Raw genomic sequence first — 19,340 nt, 5'->3', positions numbered from 1 at the left:
TTTGCTGAAGCTCCCGACCCAACGAAGTAACCTGATCTTTATTATCCCAGCAGCTCCAGCATAGTGGATTTGAATTTTTCTGCAATCACTGGTTGTTCATGGTGGAGTCCGCCGCTGACCTTCCGCTTACCCGCCACATAGACCTCATCGATCGCCGCATGATTGCAGGCGAACACCAGTGCATCCAGCGTGTGTGTGTGCGGAATGCCGAGCAAACCCGGGGTGCTCACATCGAGCACCACCATGTCCGCCCTTGCACCTGTCTGCAGGCCCCATTGCTTGAAGCCTGATGCTGCAGCGCCGCTGCTGATTGCTTGGTCCAACAAGCGCGCGGCTGTGGAAGGCTGATGCCCGGGGAGGGCGGCCACGTTGCGCTGTTGCAGGCGCAGGCGTTGGCCGTATTCGAGCCAGCGCAATTCCTCCGCCCATTGGCGGCTTACATGGCTGTCTGAGCCCACTGCCATGGGCACCCCGGCTGAGAGCCACGCGGGCAGATCGGCAAAGCCATCGCCGAGGTTGCCCTCGGTGCTGGGGCAAATCACAATGCCTGCGCCACTGCGGGCTACCGCATCAATTTCGGCCTGCTCGGTGTGCGTGGCGTGTACCAGTTGCCAGCGGGCATCCATTGTTTGGTGCTCCGCCAGCCAAGCAATAGGGCGCAAGCCGGTGGCCGACACACAGTCGCGCACCTCTTGCATTTGCTCCGCAACATGGATGTGGATGGGCACGTCCGCATCACCGACCTGGGCCAACAATGCCGCGATGGATTCGGCCGAGGCCGCGCGCAGCGAGTGAATGGAAACTCCCGCATTCACCAGGGGGCGCCCCGCCGCCTGCACTTTGCGGTGAAGGCGTGCGATGAACTCGGGGGTGCCGGCAAAGCGGCGCTGGTCAGGCCGCAGTGCGGGTTGTGCAAAGCCGGCGCGTTCGTACAGCACGGGCAATACGGTGAGGCCCATGCCCGCGTCGCGGGCTGCATCGGCCACCGCCCACGCCATGGTGGCCTCGTCGGCATAGGGCTGGCCGTCTTCCTGGTGGTGCAGGTAATGAAACTCACACACCTGCGTGTAGCCGCCTTGCAGCAGCTCTACATAGAGCTGAGCCGCCACGGCGCGCAGCTGCGCCGGGGTGATGCGCAGGGCCACACCGTACATGCGGTCACGCCAGGACCAGAAGTCATCTGCCGCGGATTCACGCCGCTCGGCGAGCCCGGCAAATGCGCGCTGGAAGGCGTGGCTGTGTGCATTGACCATGCCAGGTAACACCGGGCCTCTGAGCACGGTGGCGTGGGCCGGTGGCGGAGTGATGCCGGGGGTGATGGCCGCCCAGTGGCCGCGTGCATCAACTTCCAGGCAAACATCGGGTTCCCAGCGGCCATTCACCCAGGCCTGCGGCGCCCAGAAAACGTGCTCGCTCATGCGGGCCTCCAGTCGGTCATGGTACGCACCAGCGCCTGTAACACGGGCAACACACGGGCTGCGCGGTCGGGTGCGAGGGCGTAGGGCGGCTCCTCCGCCATGTAGCAACGCCAGCACATTTCGAGTTGGATTGCGTGCACCTGTTCTGCGGGGCGGCCGTAGTTGCGAGTGATGTAGCCGCCTTTGAAGCGGCCATCCACCACCTGCGTAAACTCTGATTGGTTTTGCAATACTTTTGATAGCAGCTCGCGCAGAGCTGGTGAGGCGCTAGTGCCATTTACGGTGCCAAGGTTCAGATCCGGCAGGCGGCCCTCAAACAGCCAGGGCAGCACCGAGCAGATGCTGTGCGCATCAAACAGCACCGCGTGGCCATGTAGCGTGCGCAGGCGCTGCAGCTCGCCGCTTAGCTCGTCGTGATAGGGGCGCCAATAGTCCGTCACGCGCTGGGCGACTTCAGATTCGGTGGGCTCTTGACCGGGCAGGTACAGCGGCTCGCCACTAAAGAAGCGGGTGGGGCACAGCTCGGTGTTGTTCACGCCGGGGTACATGGGCGCGTTTTCGGGCGGACGGTTCAGGTCCACCACATAGCGTGCATGGCGCGGAACGATGGTGCTGGCACCCATGTCGCGGACAAAGGCATACAGCGCTTCGAGGTGCCAGTCTGTGTCTTCTACCTTTTGTGCGCGGGGCACCAGGCGGCTGCGAATGGCGTCGGGGATGTCGGTGCCCACATGCGGAAAACTCACCAGCAGCGGGCTGCTGCCGGGCGAGAGGGTGTAGGTGGGGTGGTGGATGGGTTGGGGGTTAACTTGTGTCACAGGGTGCGCTCCAGTCCGCCCACGATGGTGCGGCGGCAAGGGTTGTGGCCGAACCAGTAGGCCAATTCGCGGGGGTGGTCCAGGTCCCACACACAGAAGTCGGCCCGCTGGCCGGCGGCCAGGGTGCCCCGGTCGTGCAGGCCCAAGGCCCGTGCACCGTGCACCGTGGCGCCGCGCAGGGCTTCTTCGGGTGTCAGACGGAACAAGGTGCAGGCCATGTTGAGCATGAGCAGCATGGACAAGCCGGGCGAAGTGCCGGGGTTGTGGTCGGTGGCGATTGCCATGGGCACGCCATGGGCGCGCAGTGCATCTATGGGTGGCAGCTTGGTCTCGCGCAAGAAGTAGTAAGCGCCGGGCAGCAGCACAGCCACGGTGCCGGCGGCTTGCATGGCGCGTATGCCGGCCTCGCTCAGGTGCTCCAGGTGGTCGCACGAGAGGGCGCCGAACTCTGCCGCCAGTGCCGCGCCGCCCTGGTCGCTGAGCTGCTCGGCGTGCAGCTTGACGGGTAGCCCCAAGGCCCGTGCCGCCTCAAACACGCGGCGCGTTTGGGCAGGGGTGAAGCCTATGGTTTCGCAGAATGCGTCGACAGCGTCCACCAGCCCTCGGGAATGCAGCTCGGGCATCCAGGCGCAGACGGCGTCCACATAGTCGTCGTTGCGGCCGGAAAATTCGGGCGGTACGGCGTGGGCGCCCAGGTAGGTGGTGCGCACGCTCAAGGGCAGGCGCTCGCCCAAGGTGCGTGCCACATGCAGACAGCGGGCCTCGTTCTCCAGGCTCAAACCGTAGCCGGACTTGATTTCAATCGTGGTCACTCCCTCGGCTATCAAGCTGCGGGCGCGGCGGGTGGCGCTGGCCAACAGCGTTGCCTCGCTGGCGGCACGGGTGGCGGCCACGCTGGAGCGTATGCCGCCACCAGCCTGCGCAATTTGCGCGTAGCTGGCACCTTGCAGGCGCATCTCAAATTCGGCGGCACGATCGCCGCCGTACACCAAGTGGGTGTGACAGTCCACCAGCCCGGGCGTGACCAAGGCGCCATCTAGGTCCACCTCGCGTGTGATGCTGTGCGTGTGCTCGGCAGGCAGCTTAGACCGCGGGCCGCACCAGACGATGTGCGCCTCACGGGTCAGCATGGCGCCGTCTTCCAGCCACCCCCAGGGTTCGTTGCCATGCAAGCTGGCGATGCGGGCGTGGTGCCAAAGTGTGGTGCCGGTGTGGGTAAGGCTCATGGTGTGGCTCCATCCGATGTGTGTGGGGTAAAGCCCAGCCAGTAGGCCGGTGCGCCGTGCGTGGGCTCTGCGCAGGTGTCCGGGGTAAACGTCCACGGGGCGGTGTTGGGCGACTCGTCCCACAGCAGGGTGTGGGCGCTAATTTGCACTTGGCGTGCGCCGTTGCTCCATGTGCCGGCGCCGGTGCTGTAAAGGCCGCGCATGGCGAGCAGGCTGTGCCAAGGTTGCCCCGCAATGACTATCTGCATAAAGCCTCGGTCTTGCCGCACCATCAGGTTCAGGTCTTGGGTGGGGCCTTTCAGCAGGCGGCAGCCGGGCGCTGCAGCGCCGTCAAACGCCAGCGGCGCATCGCCGGCACGCAGTGTTTGCGGCACGGGTAGCGCCAACGCAACTCCTGCGCCCTCCAACACGGCAAACCAGCGCTGCACACCGGGGAAAGCAGAGAAAGGGCCGTCCGCCGCAATGTCGGCCCGGCTGATGCGCAGCTGCCATTCGCCCTCGGGCGGCCACACCAGTAGCTCGCGGGTCTGGCCGCCACCGTTGCGCCAAGGCTGGGGTGCGCATTCCTGCGCGTGGATGATTTGCAGCGTCATGGCTTGAACTGGCCTTGAATCTGGTAGCGGGTGCCAGGGTGCACCAGACGCGCCAGGGTGATGGGCACATCGCGGTTCATGGTGCGGCGCACGATGATGAGGCAGGGGTCCTGCGGGGTGATGCCTAGCAACTCCGCTTCTTGCGGGCTGGGTGGGCCAGCTTCGATGGAGTACTGCGCCTCCCACAGGGGGGCGACTTCCAGCAGGTAGTGGGTGGGCGTGGTCTGGCTGAAGTCCACGCTCAAATAGTCGGGCGCGCAGGCGGGGTTCACGTAGCGGTCTTCGCACTGCAGCGGCACCCCGTTCTCGGAGTGCACGATCAGGGTGTGAAACACCGGCGCCCCCAGCGGCAGGCCCAGCTGCTGAGCCAAGCCATCTACTGCCAACTCTTCGCGTGACAGCACGACCCGTGCCTGGTGCTGGTGGCCGCGGGCTGCAATTTCTTCGTGCAAGTCCTTGATAGTCAGGTTGGACGATACCCGCGCCAGGTGCGCAGCAAAGGTGCCCACGCCCTGCACCCGGGTCACAAAGCCTTCGGCTTGCAACTCGCGAATGGCGCGTCCCACCGTCATACGGCTGACTTTGAACTGTTGCACCAGCTCGGACTCGGAGGGCATCTGGCTGCCTGGGGTCCAGCGGCCTTGCGAGAGGCCTTCCATCAAAAAGTTTTTGACGTGGGTGTACGGCGCCGCAGCGCCTGAGGGGGGGAGGGTGGTAGAAACCATCAGCAAATTGTAGTTGCATAGGCATGTCTAGACAAGTAGACTCCGCGACATTGCATTTTTGTTGAAAGCGAGTTTGAAGATGTCTGCTCTCTCCCAAGTCCGGCCTGTGCGCGCACCCCATAGCACCACCCTGCATTGCAAGAACTGGCTTATTGAGGCCGCCTATCGCATGCTGCAAAACAACCTGGACCCTGAGGTGGCAGAAGACCCGGATGCGCTGGTGGTGTATGGCGGCATCGGCAAGGCCGCACGTAACTGGGAATGCTTTGACGCCATCCTGAAGAGCCTGCGCAACTTGAATGAGGACGAAACTCTACTGGTGCAAAGCGGCAAGCCGGTGGGCGTGTTCCGTAGCCATGCGGATGCGCCCCGCGTGTTGATTGCCAACTCCAACCTGGTGCCCAAGTGGGCTACCTGGGAGCACTTTCACGAGCTGGATAAAAAAGGCCTGATGATGTATGGCCAGATGACGGCCGGCAGCTGGATTTACATCGGCAGCCAGGGCATCGTGCAGGGCACTTACGAAACCTTTGTAGAGGCCGGCAAGCAGCACTTCGGTGGCAATCTGCAGGGCAAATGGATTTTGACGGCCGGCCTGGGCGGCATGGGCGGCGCACAGCCACTGGCAGCCAGCTTTGCCGGAGCCTCTTCCCTCAACATTGAGTGCCAGCAAAGCCGTATCGACTTCCGCCTCAAGACCCACTATGTGGATGAGCAAGCCACGGATCTGGACGACGCGCTGCAACGCATGGCCCGCTATGCGGCTGAGGGCAAAGCCGTGTCGGTCGCCCTGCTGGGCAATGCTGCTGAGCTGTTGCCTGAGATGGTGCGCCGCGCCCGCACCGGTGGCCCGCGCCCCGATATGGTCACAGACCAAACTTCTGCACACGACCTGGTGTACGGCTACCTGCCACCCGGCTGGTCGGTAGAGCAGTGGCGGGCCGCGCAGGCGGACGACACCCAACACGCCGCGCTGCGCCAGGCAGCTGCTCAAGGCTGCGCAGTGCATGTGCAAGCCATGTTGGACTTTCAGGCCATGGGCATTCCCACCGTGGACTACGGCAACAACATCCGCCAGGTGGCGCTGGACCAGGGCGTGAAGAATGCGTTTGACTTCCCCGGCTTTGTGCCTGCCTACGTGCGCCCCTTGTTCTGCCGTGGCAAGGGCCCCTTCCGATGGGTGGCGCTGAGTGGCGACCCGGAAGACATCCGCAAGACGGACGCCAAGATGAAAGAGCTGTTCCCCGAAGACGCTCACCTGCACCGCTGGCTGGACATGGCCGGTGAGCGCATTGCCTTCCAGGGTCTGCCGGCACGCATTTGCTGGATCGGTCTGGGCGAGCGCCATCGCGCTGGCTTGGCGTTTAACGAGATGGTGAAAAACGGCGAGCTCAAAGCCCCCATCGTCATTGGCCGTGACCATTTGGACAGCGGCTCGGTTGCATCACCCAACCGCGAGACCGAAAGCATGCAAGACGGCTCAGATGCGGTGAGCGACTGGCCTCTGTTGAACGCACTGCTCAACACAGCTGGCGGCGCCACATGGGTGAGCCTGCACCACGGCGGCGGCGTGGGCATGGGCTACAGCCAGCACAGTGGCGTGGTCATCGTGGCTGACGGCACAGACGCAGCAGCCAAGCGCCTGGAGCGCGTGCTCTGGAACGACCCCGGCACCGGCGTGATGCGCCATGCGGATGCCGGGTATGAGATTGCAAAGCAATGCGCACGCGAGCAAGGTATGAACCTGCCCATGCTGAAAAGTTAAGAAACACCCCTGAGCGCCTTCGGCGCTTCCCCTCCAGGGGACGACACCTGCAGCCCGGCAAAGCCGGTTCTGCGGTGTCCCTGAACAAAGACACTTACTCCGGACATACCTATGACTTCTCTCATCCTTAACCCCGGCAAGATCACGCTGGACGAACTCGGCCTCATCCACGCCGGCGTGTGCCAGCTGAGCCTGCCCGAATCTGCGCGCGTCAACATCCGCGCCGCCCATGCGCTGGTCAAGGCGGCAGCCGATGGCGACGCGCCGGTCTATGGCGTGAACACCGGCTTCGGCAAGCTGGCCAACAAGCGCATCGACAAAGACCAGCTCGACACTCTGCAGCGCAACCTGATACGCAGCCACAGCGTGGGCGTGGGCGAGCCGCTGGCGGCTCCCATCATGCGGCTGATGATGGCCACCAAGGCCGCCAGCCTGGCGCGCGGCTACTCGGGCTGCCGCGAGGTGGTGATGGACACCATTTTGGCGGTGCACAACGCGGGCTTGGTGCCCTGCGTGCCCTCGCAAGGCTCGGTGGGTGCCTCGGGCGATTTGGCGCCGTTGTCGCACATGACCCTGGCGCTGATGGGCGAAGGCGACATGCTGGTTGACGGCGTGCGCGTGCCCGCCCTGCAAGCCCTGCAAGCCGCCGGCATTGCCCCACTGACGCTGGAAGCCAAAGAAGGCCTGGCCCTGATCAACGGCACCCAAACGTCCACCGCGCTGGCCTTGCACGGGCTGCTGGCCTTCGAGCCGGTGCTTGAGGCCGCGCTGGTGATTGGCGCACTCACGTTGGACGCTGCCCGTGGCAGCGACGGCCCATTTGACCCGCGCATCCATGCGGTGCGCGGCCAGCCGGGCCAGATCGACGTGGCCCAGTACTACCGCGAACTGCTCAAGGGCAGCGCCATACGCGCCAGCCACGCCGAGGGCGATGACCGCGTGCAAGACCCGTATTGCCTGCGCTGCCAGCCGCAGGTGGTGGGCGCTTGTGTGGACCAACTTCGCCACGCGGCCCGCGTGCTGCTGATTGAGGCGAACGCCGTCACCGACAACCCGCTCGTGTTCCCTGAAGACGGCGCCATGATTTCAGGTGGCAACTTCCATGCCGAGCCGGTCGCTTTGGCGGCTGATGGCATGGCCCTGGCCATTGCCGAAGTGGGCGCGATTGCCGAGCGCCGCATTGCCATGTTGATCGACAGCAGCGTGTCGCGCCTGCCGGCTTTCCTGACCGCCGATGCGGGCCTGAACAGCGGCTTCATGATTGCGCACGTCACGGCCGCGGCACTGGCGTCTGAAAACAAATCGCTGGCCCATCCCGCCAGCGTGGACAGCCTGCCCACCAGTGCCAACCAGGAAGACCATGTGTCCATGGCCACCTTTGCGGCACGCCGTTTGCAAAACATGATCCACAACACCGCGCACATCCTCGGGATTGAGTTGCTGGCGGCCGCGCAAGGCATCGAGTTTTTGCGCCCGCTGACCAGTTCGCCCATTCTGGAAGAGGTGCACGCCCTGCTGCGCAAGGACATCGCTGCCCACCATGTGGACCGCTACCTGGCGCCTGACATTGCGCATGCAACTCAACTGGTACAAAGCGGCGCGGTGGCCCAACTGCTGAAGCCTTTGGGCGGCTTGCCGGCCCTCTGGATTCCGGATTAAAGCCCGGTTTTCAACCGCAGCGGCCAGTGCGATACTGGCCGCCATGCACACGCCTGAAGCCCCCCACCGCGTTCGCCATTTCGGTCAAATCTTGTTGTGGCCCTTGCGGCTGATGCCGGTGCGGGGGGGCGAGGGCAGGCACGCCAAACCGTGGGAAATCTTGTCTGCCATGGGCGATGCCAGTCCGTGGCGCGAGGTGGTGGACGAGTACACCGGCGACGCCTGCAACTTCCACGAGCGGCACTACAACGAGTTCGTGACTTTCTTGCCTTATGTGCAGCGCTTTTTGTATGGCGAGGGTCATGCAAAAAGCGGAGGGCAGGTGCACGGCTCGCCCATGCGGGTGTTCCGCCGGCACGACGTCAGCGCCGTCCGGGTGGTGTTGCGGCCCGGGGCTGAGCCCATGACCCTGAGCGTGGTGCACGTCGACCTGTATTTCTTTTTGGATCTGGACCTGGTGCTGCTTAATGTGGAGGTGGCGGGCGATAACCTGCCGCTCACCCACGCGCAAGAGTTGCTTTACCGCTTTGGCCGCGGCTACCCCTCGGGCTGGGATACGCAGGGGCAGGCACAGCATTGCCTGCATCAGGCCGAGTGGCTGGGTGCTCAGGGCCAGGTGCTTGCGCAGTCGGATGCAGGCCAGCCCGATCTGTTCATGTCGCATGTGGCCCGCCACCGCGCGCCCCGCATTGCTGCCCACTGGGATTGGCTGCTGCAGCCGCTGGTGAGCGACCACTCGGACCAGGTGGGCGCATTGCGCTACCGGCAGATCGAGTACTACCGCATGCCCCTACTGGGCTACTTGGCCGTAGACGACCCGCAGACACTGAGCCGTAGCGATTTTGTGCGCCTCGGCTTGGTCACCGGTGCGGGCAGTGCCGATGGCGAAGCTGCGCTGCCGTTTGCCAACGACCATCTGCAGGACTTTGAGGAGCGCTATTGCTACGACCGGTTCTGGACCGCCGGTGGTGCAGCGCCCCACACCCGCTACCTCTGCACCGGCCATTCGCTGGTGGTGGTGGGCGATGCCATGAGCCAGTTTTTCTCGTGCCGGGACCGGGGTGTGTTGGCGCAGTTCAGGCACCAGCATTTCTTGCTGTTTTTGATTGCGCACTTTCAGAAGGCCGCGCTCTTGATGTTTTCAGATCGGCTGGCTGAGACGTTGCGCAACCTCAACATCAGCGACCCTGGCAGCGTGCGCGCATTCAAGCGCAGCATCCGCAGCACATTTGCCAGCTTTTTGCGCTTTACCCACCGCTATTGGTTTCACGAGATCTCGGAGCAAGCCCAGACCCGCGCACTGTTTGCCAAGTGTGCGCAGCACCTCGGGTTGGACCCGCTATACGCCGAAGTCAAAGAGCGCATTGCCGACATGAACAACTACCTAGAGGCTGACAGCCTGCGCCGCCAAGCCAACACCGTGGTGCGCCTAACAGTGGTCACTATCCTGGGCCTGATAGGCACCATCACTACTGGCTTTTTAGGCATGAACCTGTTGGCCGAGGCGGATGCCCCTGTGTCCCGCAAGGTGCTGGTGTTTGCGGTGGTGTTTGTGGTGACGACTGCGCTCACGGTGTACACCATGGCCAAGTCCAAGCGCTTGTCAGATTTTCTGGATGTGCTGTCCGAAGAGCGCGTAAGCCCATGGACCAAGCTAAAGGCCTTCGCCGCTATTTGGTCGCGGGATCGCGACAGGAATTGAGTGGATGCAGTCGCGCGAATTGCTATCAAAAAAATAGCTACTCGCGCATATTTAAATTGGGCTGAAGCCCTATTTGATACCTAAAATGAAAGGCGGCTCAATACAGCAACTGGCTGATATGCTGCCGGATGCTGGGATGGGAATCTTCGCTTATTGCCGAATTTTGTACCTCTTGTTCTTTGGATTCGAGTTCACACCATGTACATCCCCGATCACTTTGCCATCAAAAGCGCTGACGTCATGCACAAGATCATCTAGGCGCACCCGCTCGGTGTTCTGGTCACCATGACGCCTGAGGGGCTGGATGCGAACCACATTCCGTTTGAACTCCACGCCGAGCGTGGTGTGCTCACCGCCCATGTGGCTCGGGCCAATCCTGTCTGGCAGCAATCCAAAGACGGTGCAGACGTACTGGTGATTTTTCGCGCGGATGAGGGCTATGTTTCCCCCAACTGGTATCCCAGCAAACACGAGACACACCGTTTGGTGCCGACCTGGAACTATGAGGTTGTGCATGTGCACGGGCGACTGGCGGTGCAGGACAAAGAGAAATTCGTACGCGGAGTGGTGGGCCGGCTGACACGCACCCACGAGGTCAGAGAGTCCAAGCCCTGGAAGATGGGCGACTCCGCTCCCGAGTTCATCGACGGAATGCTCAAAGCGATTGTGGGGATAGAGATCACCATCACCCGCATGGAGGGCAAAGCCAAGCTGAGCCAAAACCGGGAAGACCGCGACCGCCTCCATGCAGCAGATGAATTGGTCCGCCAAGGTCACGCGGAATTGGCGCAAGCCATGCGCTCAGCCAAGTAAATCAAGCCCTTGCGCCCAGCTAGTCCACAATTTCCCAAGCTGTGCGATAGCCGCCAATGCGCTTCACGTAGGCCAGCAGTTCCTTGAAAAAGGGATGGCTACTCAGCGTAGACGAATCCCCCACCAGCAACAGCTTGCGGCGAGCGCGGGTCATGCCCACGTTCATGCGGCGAATGTCCGCCAGAAAGCCGATTTCCCCGTGGTTATTGCTGCGCGTCAGTGAGATAGCAATGATGTCGCGCTCCTGGCCCTGAAACGAATCGACCGTGCCCACGCTCAATATGCGGGTTTGCAACAAGCCGCTGAGCGCAGCGCTCTCCTCGAGGGTGTCTTTCAAATAGTTGATCTGGGCACGGTAGGGCGCAATCACGCCGATAGAGAGGCGTTTTGTCTCATCGTCGGCTGGGGTGTGCAGCGCTAGCAATTGGGTGAGCCGCTTGAGCAATAGGTCGGCTTCTTCCGGGTTGGCTGTGGAGCGACTTTCGGGAATGGTGATTTCAGAGAAGCCAAAACCGGCTGTGTCGAGAAACTCTACAGGCTGTTCGGACGCGAAACTCATGTCGAATGCACCCAGGTCGGCGTGGCGCACGCTGGGGTGCGCCTCCAACTGGCCGTTGTAGAAATGCTCGGAGCTAAAACCCATGATGTGCTCATGCATGCGGTACTGCACCGTGAGCATGCGCGCTGTGGTCGGGTGGCGTTTGATGCACTTCTCAAACAGGGTCTCACGCAGACCCTCGCGGGCGGCTTTTTCGCTCTTGACAGTGGGGGGCAGCTGGTGGTGGTCGCCAGCCAGGATCACCCGCTCGCCCTTGGCAATCGGTATCCAGCATCCGGGCTCCAGGGCCTGAGCAGCTTCGTCGATGAAAACAGTCTCAAAGGTAAAGTGCCTGATGCTGCGGTTGGCCGCGCCCACCAGGGTGCAGGTGATAACCTGCACCGAGTCGAGCACGTCATCGGTCATAAAGCGCTCCAAATCGTCGGCTGCTTGGTACAGCGCGCGCGCCTCTTCCTTCAGCAGCCGGCGCTGCTGACGTTCCTCGAAGCCAAAGTTGCGAACGTATTCACTGGCGGTTTCGCGGTACTGGTCTGCAGTTTGGCGCATCGCCCGCATCTTGCTGTAGCTGCCATGGGCCATCACCCGGGCATCGAGGGTGTGCTTCAACAGCAGCTCTGACACACGGCTGGGGTTGCCCAGGCGGATCACGTTGACGCCGCGCTCGGCCAGCTTTTCAGTGAGCAGGTCTACCGCCGTGTTCGAGGGGGCGCACACCAACACCCGCCGCTCACGCCGGGTGGTTTCCAGAATGGCTTGCACCAGCGTGGTGGTTTTGCCGGTTCCGGGTGGGCCGTGAATGATGGCCACATCGTGAGCCGCGACTACATGGCGCACCGCCGCCAGCTGCGACTCGTTCAGCGGGCTAGGGTAGAGCAGGTCGTCGGTCTTGGGCTCCCGAAAGCGCGGTTGCTGCGCGCCCAGCAGTACATCGCGTAGCTCGGCCAGCCGGTCGCCACGGGCGCGGGTGACCTCAGCCAAAGCGCGCTCCATCTCGCGGTAACTCACTTCGTCAAAGGTGAGGTCAATGCCCAGCTTGCCGCCATCCAACACCCAGTCAGGCAAGTCGGCCTTGTTCGTGGTGAGCGACAGCTTGTTGCGCCGCACGCTGGTGATCACACCAGGAAGCGTGGGCTGGTCTTCTTTTGAGTGGCCCGATAGATTGGCAAACAGAGACGCATTGCTTCCCACTTGAAACAAATGCAAGCCCTGCTGACTCGGCGCGCGCTCCAACTCCATCACCACTTTGCCGCCAAAGCCGGTGTCTTCGTTGGTAATGGTGACGGGATACCAGGTGAGGCCACGCTTTTGGCGCTCCTGGACACTGACCTTTGCGCTTTTAAGCTTGAATTGCGCCAGGTCTTCTTTCTGCTCCAGTTGCATGAGGGCCTGCACGCGGAGCAACTCTTGCTCCACAGTGCCACGGTCGGTAGAGGTGGGGGTGGAGTCAACCGATGGAATAGATATTTGAAAGCTCCGAATTTTGAGAGGGCCCAACGCGCCCATTTGTGCGGCAGTGTCTGGCAAGGTGCGCAAGAATATCAGCCCTTCCTTGTCACCGATGGTGGAGGGGAACACGGGTGATTGGACTGACGTCAGAATTACCCTATGAAAAACTTATGGATGCTCACACTGCTTTGGATGTTTGCCGGCTCAATGGCGAAGGCGGCGAACGATTACATGCAGGCGATAAGAGGGTTTGCCATTGACCGCACTGAAGTGAGCATCGCGCAATTTGCGCGCTATGTGCAGGCCACCGGGGTCGTCACCACTGCCGAAAGGGCAGGGGGTGGAGGTACCTATGAGGGTGGTTGGGTGCAACGCAACGGTTGGACTTGGCGCACCCCTTACGGGATACCTGCAAACGACAGAGAACCCGCGGTGCACATCACGTTCAATGAGGCCAAAGCATTTTGCCAATGGGCGGGTAAGCGGCTTCCCAATGACGCCGAATGGATGGAGGCGGCTTACATTGAACGACGGACTACTCCAACCACTGGTTTTGTGAAAGACACGCGCTACCCGTATCCAACCGGAATCAGCCCTGAAGGCGCCAACTGCCTGGGAGATTGCGGCACCATAAACACGCTTGCAGCTTATGCAGGTGGCTTGGTCACCTCCAGAGGCGGTGGCCATGTGTTGACCGGAACCACGCGAACAGGCGTCAATGGCCTATGGGACATGGGAGGTAATGCATGGGAATGGACCGATGACGGCAAGCCCCCAGCGGCAGATACCAATCGCCCAACGCGCGGCGGCTCCTGGTGGTACGGAGCCGCCCAGATGCATCGCGATCATCTGCAAACGAAACCGGCCTCCACCGCGGTGGTGTACATCGGCTTCAGGTGTGCAAAAAGTTTGCCGTAATGCCTTCGGTACCTGGGTCACAACCACTGGTTGGTGGTCGCCTTGCGACCCAGATGAGACATTCGCCATATCGGACTGGGCACCCAAAAAAGGACAATCACACCGGTCACCCACGACCTGCCTAACCGAGAACTTTCTGCGAAATGCACCATCATTTCCACTCCGTGCATTGAAGTTCCGGCGACACATGTTTGCTAGTATTCCAGCCCTATGCGCATCGCCGTTCTTTCTGATATTCATGGCAACTTGGCCGCCCTGCAAGCCGTCGTTTCCGATTTCAAGCGACGCAGTGTGGATGCTGTGGTCAATCTGGGGGACAGCTTGTCCGGTCCACTCCTGCCGCGCGAAACGGCACAGTTTCTGATGGGCCAAGATTGGGTGAATCTGGCAGGTAATCATGAACGTCAGATTTTGCATCTGAGCCCCAATGCCAGCTTCTCAGACCGGTTTGCCTGCTCTGAGTTGGGGCAACCGGAATTGGACTGGATAGGTGGACTGAGTCACACCCGACAGTTTAATGAACAGGTCCTTCTTTGCCATGGCGCACCGGGCGCCGACAACATGACGCTACTGCAAACTGCAGAGCGGAACGCCACGGCTGAGGAAGTCGAACAACGACTCGGCGAATACGGGGCAGAGCTGATCCTGTGCGGTCACAGCCATGTGGTTCGCAGCGTACGCACGCGTCGCGGCGGGCTGATTGTCAACCCAGGCAGTGTTGGCTTGCCGGCTGTATGCCGACGACTATCCTCACTCCCATGTCGTCGAATCAGGATCGCCTGATGCCCGCTATGCCATCGTCGAGCGCGGCGCTGCAGGCTGGGCGGTAGAGCTACTCACCGTGCCCTATCCCCACCAGGAAATGGCAAAGCTTGCCCGCTTGCGTAATTGCCTAGATTGGGAGCGGGCCTTGTTGACCGGATACATGCAATGAACCCATCGCACGAACCCACTGCTCTCATCATCGTCGACATGCAGAAGGGCATGGTCAACGACTTACCGCGCAACAACCCGGAAGCTGAGGCACACATCAGGCAACTGCTTGAACACTGGCGTGCCTGTGCTCGCCCAATCGTTCACGTCCGCCATCTGTCACGCACACCAGGCTCGCCGTTCTGGCCAGGCCAGCCGGGAGCAGAGTTTCAGGATCCACTGGCTCCAGGTGAACACGAACACGTTGTCGACAAGCATGTGACCGATGCGTTCTCTCAGAGCGGACTTGAACGTTGGCTGCACCAACGGGGCATTCGATCGCTGGTGTTCGTAGGCGTGAGCACAAACATGTCCGTTGAGGCTTCCGTCCGCAGTGCGGCCTGTCTGGGCTTTGATTGCATGGTTGTGGCTGATGCTTGCTACACCTACGACCGACCCGATATCGATGGCAAGCTGCGGGGCGCCGAGGACATACACAGTGTTGCATTGGCCAACATGAGTGGTGAGTACGCCCGTGTATTGCCAGTTGCCGAGCTTCTGCGAAACCAATAGTCCGAAACCCGGCATTGGTGAATGGCGGTTAATGGCCCGTGGCAGCTGTCGACCCAAAGCGGAAGTCGAGAATTCTGATTTGAATGCTCGTAAGCAGACATTCAAAAAACAAACTCTAAGTACAACCGAACAGCACTTTGCTGCTGAATGAGTTATTTCATCAATCGATAACCTACGCCTGACTCTGTCAAAAGGTGTTGCGGCTGGCTGGGGTCCACTTCCAACTTCTGGCGCAAATGGCCCATGTAAATACGCAAGTAGTGGCTCTGGTCCGCGTGCGACGGGCCCCAAACCTCGCGCAGCAACTGTCGGTGGGTGAGCACACGACCGGCATTGGCCACCAGCACCAGCAGTAGGCGGTATTCGATGGGCGTGAGGTGTACTTCAGTGCCCGCGCGCCGAACCAACCGGGCCTGGCGGTCCACCTCCACTTCGCCGAACTGGAATAGGGAGTCGTCCGACTTGCCCTCGCTGCCCGCGGCACGGGGGCGGCGCAGGTTGGCCCGCACCCGTGCGAGCAGCTCGCCCACACCGAAGGGCTTGGTCAGATAGTCGTCGGCGCCAGCATCAAGCGCAGCAATTTTGTCGGTCTCTTCCGTGCGGGCGGAGAGCACTACGATGGGTACGACCGACCAGCTGCGCACATCGCGAATCACTTCCAGCCCGTCCGCATCCGGCAGGCCGAGGTCGAGCACCAGAAGGTCCGGCTTGCGGGTAGCAGTGTCACGCAGGCCGAGCTGTGCTGTGGCAGCCTCAAACACCTGCCAGCCCTCGGCCTCCAGGGCGGCGCGGACAAAACGACGGATTTGTGGTTCGTCCTCGATCAATACAGCTACGGGAGAGGGCGCGGACATGGGGCTTAAGGCTCGTCAATTTCGTCGGTTTCAGTGGGCGGCGGCGGTGGCGGTCGGCGCGGCAGGATGATGGTGAATTCTGCACCACCGTCGTCCGCGTTGCAGGCCGTGATGCGGCCCTTATGCGCATCTACGATGGCTTTACAGATTGCCAACCCAAGTCCCACACCGCGTGTTGACGATTCACTCTGGCCACGGGTGAATTTTTCAAACAAGTCCTCTTCTTTGCCGCGGCTGGCAGGCGGCAGACCGGGCCCGAAATCCCGGACCCGCAACACCAGCGTGCCGGCTGTGACGCTGGCCGTCACTTCCATCGCAGGGTGATGCGGCGGAATGCTGTCGCCATACTTGGCTGCGTTTTCCAGCAGATTCACCAGAAGTCGCTCCACCAACCCCGCGTCAAAGTCCACCAGGGGCAGGTCTTCGGGTAAGTGCGTCCGTATTTGTCGTGGGCCCAGCGCGTGCCGCGCCGCGCGGATGGCGCCACCCACCACCTCTTCGACAGACTGCCAGTCCTGCCGCAGCTCCACCTGTCCACTTTCAAGGCGGGCCATCTCCAGCAGGTTGCTGACCAACGCACTAAGTTCCCGTGCTTCGTGGCTGATGGCCTGGGCGGAGTTGCGCTGTTCATCACTCAGTGGGGTGGATGCCGCCAGCGAATCCGCCTGGCCTACAAGGGCAGTCAGGGGCGTGCGTATATCGTGCGACATGGCCGCCAGTAAGGTATTGCGTAGGCGCTCTGATTCCATTTGCACCACAGCGCTTTGCGCCACCTCGACGTAGTGCACACGTTCCAAGGCGGTGGCGATCTGGCTTGCCAGCATGTCGAGCTGCTGCACCTGCTCGGGAATCAGGAGCCAACGTGCGTGGCTTGGCCGCATAGCCAAAACTCCACGCACCCTCATGGGGGCCTGCAGCGGCACGTAATGCCAGGCGTTGGATGGCAGGGTGGAGGTCGCCAGGCCAGCACGCTGGGCGCGGTGGAAAGCCCAGTCGGCAATGCCCTGATCCAAGCCTTCCGGCAACCCGTCGGGAAACACCAACTGATCCCGCGTGTCAGGCAACAGCACTTTGGCGCTGTCGCCGAAGGTGCGGCGTACCGCCGCTTCGCCCAGCTCCACAATCTGTTCAGTTTGCAGGGCGCCGGACAAATCGCGAGTCAATTCAAAAAGCGCCTGCGCCCGCCGCTCTCGGCTGACTGAGACCTGGGCTGAGAAGCGAAGGTTCGCCGTCAGTTGCCCGATTAGTAGCCCCACGGCCAGCATGACCGCAAAGGTGACGAGGTACTGCACATCGCTCACGGCGAATGAGAGCCGGGGTTGCACGAAAAAGAAATCGAAAGACGCGACCGACAGCACTGCCGCCAGTGAGGCCGGGCCGCGACCGAACCTGACCGCCACCACCACCACCGCCAAGAGAAACAACATCACGATGTTTGCCAGATCAATCCATTTCAGCATCGGCAAAGTGAACAGCGTGGCAGCTACGCAAATGGCCAGTGCGCCGCCATAACGCTTCAGCTTGGCGCCCCAAGGGCTGTGCTGTTCCTCGTCCTGTGCACCGTGCCGCAGCGACTCGCCGAGCTGGCGCACGCTCTCGGTGAAGCCGACTTCCACAATGTCCAATGTGGGGGCCAACGCCCCGATCTGGCGTGTCAGGGTTGGCCGAAATAGATGGCGGAGCTGGCCCCAGCCGGACGCCGCCGGGCGGCCGAGTACCAATGTTGCGCAGTTAAGTTCTTGGGCATGCTGCAGGAGAGTGGGGGCGATTTGGTCGCCGGTCAGAACAGCTGTTTTGCCACCCAGTTCTTCGGCTAGCTTGAGCACTGCCAAAGTGCGGTCCCGATCACGTGCGGGCAGCCGTTGCAAAGCCGGTGTTTCCACATAGGCCCCGTGCCAGCGCACATTGAGCTGACCCGCTAGGCGTGCGGCAGTTCGTACCGCATGCTCCGCGCCTGCGCGGGGACCCACGCACACCAGCAAGGCGCCCGAGGTATTCCACGCTGCGGTGCGTGCCGGGTCCAGTTGCCGGCTGGTCTGCACCATGTTCCGGCGGTAACTTCGCACGTCGTCGCCCACATGTTCAGCCGTGCGTCGTAACGCGATTTCCCGCAGTGCAATCAGATTGCCCTTGCGGAAAAAGTTTTGTGTGGCGCGCTCCGCTTGTTGGGGTACGTAGACCTTGCCGGCTTTCAAACGGGCCAGCAGTTCGTCGGCGGTGACGTCCACCAGCACGAGCTCTTCGGCGCCGTCCAGCACCGTGTCGGGTACGGTCTCGTTCACCCGCACACCGGTAATGGCACCTACTGTGCCGTTGAGGCTTTCAAGGTGCTGCACGTTGAGAGCCGTCCAAACATCAATGCCTGCGTCCAGCAGCTCCTGCACGTCCTGCCACCTTTTGGGGTGGCGCGATCCCGGTGCGTTGCTGTGGGCGAGTTCATCAACCAGCAACACATCCGGCTTGGCGGCAAGTGCTGCATCGAGATCCAGTTCCAGCAACACCTGACCCCGATAGGGCACTTTGCGAAGCGGCAGCAGCTTGAGGTCTGCCTGCAGCTCCATGGTCTCTTTGCGGCCATGTGTTTCGATCACGCCGACCAATACCTGCAAACCCGCACGTTGCGCCCGCTGGGCGGCACTTAGCATCGCGTATGTCTTGCCCACCCCGGCATTGGCGCCGAAGTACACGCGCAGTTTTCCGCGCTCGTGCGCCAGGCTTTCTTCCTTGATCAGCGCCAGAAGCGCATCGGGGTCCGGGCGGGATTCGCTAGTGCTTGCCATGGACTTAGTGTGCACCAAGCGCTAGGTTCAGTTGCAGCACATTAACTACCGGCTCACCCAGTACGCTGAGCAACGGACGCGTGGTGTGCTGCGCCACCAGTGTCCGTACGACCTCAGGCGGCAACTTGCGGGCTTCTGCCACGCGAGCGATCTGGTACTCCGCGGCGGCGGGGCTGATGTGCGGGTCCAGCCCGCTGGCAGAGGCACTAACTAGCTCCACCGGCACTGGCGCGGTGTTCATCGGATCGACCGCGCGTAAGGCATCCAGGCGGCCCTTGGCAGCATCTATGAGTGCCGGATTCAGCGGGCCTTGATTGGAGCCACTGGAGGCGGCCGCATTGTTGGCAAACGGGCTGGTAGCCGAAGGGCGGCCCCAGAAGTGGCCCGGGTCTGTGAAGTTCTGACCGATGAGCGCGGAGCCCACTGTTTTGCCATCTCGCATGATCAGGCTGCCGTGTGCCTGCTGCGGAAATGCGGCTTGGCCGACAACCGTGACCACCAGCGGGTAGGCCACGCCGGTAACCAAGGTCAGCGCGGTGAACAGCACCAGCAGGGGACGAAGAGTTTTTTTCATACGTG

Annotated in this window: 15 protein-coding genes and 1 pseudogene; 7 read left to right on the top strand and 9 right to left on the bottom strand. The window is 62.0% G+C overall.

What is annotated here, in order from left to right; genetic code table 11:
• Positions 1-41: 41 nt before the first annotated feature.
• Genes RAE19_RS02860 through hutC form a run of 5 tightly spaced genes read right to left on the bottom strand, consistent with a single transcriptional unit; the run spans position 42 to position 4,780 of the window.
• Positions 42-1,418: a formimidoylglutamate deiminase gene (locus RAE19_RS02860; protein ID WP_313873500.1), complete on the bottom strand. Its 1,377-nt coding sequence runs from the start codon at positions 1,416-1,418 to the stop codon at positions 42-44.
• Positions 1,415-2,236, bottom strand: a complete 822-nt coding sequence (hutG, locus tag RAE19_RS02855) for an N-formylglutamate deformylase (protein WP_313873499.1) — start codon at positions 2,234-2,236, stop codon at positions 1,415-1,417. The genes RAE19_RS02860 and hutG overlap by 4 nt, the downstream gene beginning before the upstream one ends.
• A complete protein-coding gene (hutI, locus tag RAE19_RS02850) occupies positions 2,233-3,462 on the bottom strand; it encodes an imidazolonepropionase (RefSeq protein WP_313873498.1) in 1,230 nt (409 codons plus the stop codon). Before hutI ends, hutG begins: the two co-directional genes overlap by 4 nt.
• Positions 3,459-4,055, bottom strand: a complete 597-nt coding sequence (locus RAE19_RS02845; RefSeq protein ID WP_313873497.1) for a HutD/Ves family protein — start codon at positions 4,053-4,055, stop codon at positions 3,459-3,461. The genes hutI and RAE19_RS02845 overlap by 4 nt, the downstream gene beginning before the upstream one ends.
• Positions 4,052-4,780, bottom strand: coding sequence for a histidine utilization repressor (gene hutC / locus RAE19_RS02840; RefSeq protein WP_313873496.1), 729 nt, complete (start codon positions 4,778-4,780; stop codon positions 4,052-4,054). The genes RAE19_RS02845 and hutC overlap by 4 nt, the downstream gene beginning before the upstream one ends.
• Positions 4,781-4,859: 79 nt before the next feature.
• Between hutC and hutU the strand changes: the two genes are divergently transcribed.
• From hutU to RAE19_RS02820, 4 genes and pseudogenes are all read left to right on the top strand, one after another.
• On the top strand, positions 4,860-6,545 hold the full coding sequence (gene hutU, locus RAE19_RS02835; protein ID WP_313873495.1) for a urocanate hydratase: 1,686 nt from the start codon (positions 4,860-4,862) through the stop codon (positions 6,543-6,545).
• A 111-nt stretch (positions 6,546-6,656) separates the two neighbouring features.
• Positions 6,657-8,204, top strand: a complete 1,548-nt coding sequence (gene hutH / locus RAE19_RS02830) for a histidine ammonia-lyase (RefSeq protein ID WP_313873494.1) — start codon at positions 6,657-6,659, stop codon at positions 8,202-8,204.
• 43 nt (positions 8,205-8,247) lie between these two features.
• A complete protein-coding gene (locus RAE19_RS02825) occupies positions 8,248-9,906 on the top strand; it encodes a hypothetical protein (protein ID WP_313873493.1) in 1,659 nt (552 codons plus the stop codon).
• Positions 9,907-10,104: 198 nt separating this feature from the next.
• Positions 10,105-10,719: pseudogene (locus RAE19_RS02820) on the top strand (FMN-binding negative transcriptional regulator).
• Positions 10,720-10,738: 19 nt separating this feature from the next.
• On the opposite strand, the gene RAE19_RS02815 reads toward RAE19_RS02820, so the two are convergent.
• Positions 10,739-12,853 (bottom strand): AAA domain-containing protein, encoded by a 2,115-nt coding sequence (locus tag RAE19_RS02815; protein WP_313873492.1) that lies wholly within the window; start codon positions 12,851-12,853, stop codon positions 10,739-10,741.
• 30 nt (positions 12,854-12,883) lie between these two features.
• Between RAE19_RS02815 and RAE19_RS02810 the strand changes: the two genes are divergently transcribed.
• The 3 genes from RAE19_RS02810 to RAE19_RS02800 all read left to right on the top strand — a co-directional run bounded on the left by RAE19_RS02810 (position 12,884) and on the right by RAE19_RS02800 (position 15,127).
• Entirely contained in the window at positions 12,884-13,642 is a 759-nt protein-coding gene (locus tag RAE19_RS02810) for a formylglycine-generating enzyme family protein (protein ID WP_313873491.1), read from the top strand.
• 210 nt (positions 13,643-13,852) lie between these two features.
• Positions 13,853-14,425, top strand: a complete 573-nt coding sequence (locus RAE19_RS02805; RefSeq protein WP_313873490.1) for a metallophosphoesterase family protein — start codon at positions 13,853-13,855, stop codon at positions 14,423-14,425.
• A gap of 147 nt (positions 14,426-14,572) precedes the next feature.
• Positions 14,573-15,127: a cysteine hydrolase family protein gene (locus RAE19_RS02800; RefSeq protein ID WP_313873489.1), complete on the top strand. Its 555-nt coding sequence runs from the start codon at positions 14,573-14,575 to the stop codon at positions 15,125-15,127.
• A 152-nt stretch (positions 15,128-15,279) separates the two neighbouring features.
• Here RAE19_RS02800 and kdpE read toward each other — a convergent pair whose 3' ends face one another.
• From kdpE to kdpC, 3 genes are read right to left on the bottom strand one after another with little or no spacing between them, the layout of a single operon-like run.
• Positions 15,280-15,981: a two-component system response regulator KdpE gene (gene kdpE, locus RAE19_RS02795; RefSeq protein WP_313873488.1), complete on the bottom strand. Its 702-nt coding sequence runs from the start codon at positions 15,979-15,981 to the stop codon at positions 15,280-15,282.
• Between the two features lie 5 nt (positions 15,982-15,986).
• Positions 15,987-18,761, bottom strand: coding sequence for a DUF4118 domain-containing protein (locus RAE19_RS02790; RefSeq protein ID WP_313873487.1), 2,775 nt, complete (start codon positions 18,759-18,761; stop codon positions 15,987-15,989).
• 4 nt (positions 18,762-18,765) lie between these two features.
• The gene (gene kdpC, locus RAE19_RS02785; RefSeq protein ID WP_313873486.1) at positions 18,766-19,335 is read right to left on the bottom strand and encodes a potassium-transporting ATPase subunit KdpC; all 570 of its coding nucleotides are present in this window, start codon (positions 19,333-19,335) and stop codon (positions 18,766-18,768) included.
• Between the last annotated feature and the right edge of the window lie 5 nt (positions 19,336-19,340).

This window comes from Rhodoferax potami (genome assembly GCF_032193805.1).
GTDB classification, from domain to species: Bacteria; Pseudomonadota; Gammaproteobacteria; order Burkholderiales; family Burkholderiaceae_C; genus Allorhodoferax; species Allorhodoferax potami_A.
Note: the sequence above shows the minus strand (reverse complement) of the source record. Positions and strands in the feature narration are given on the sequence as shown.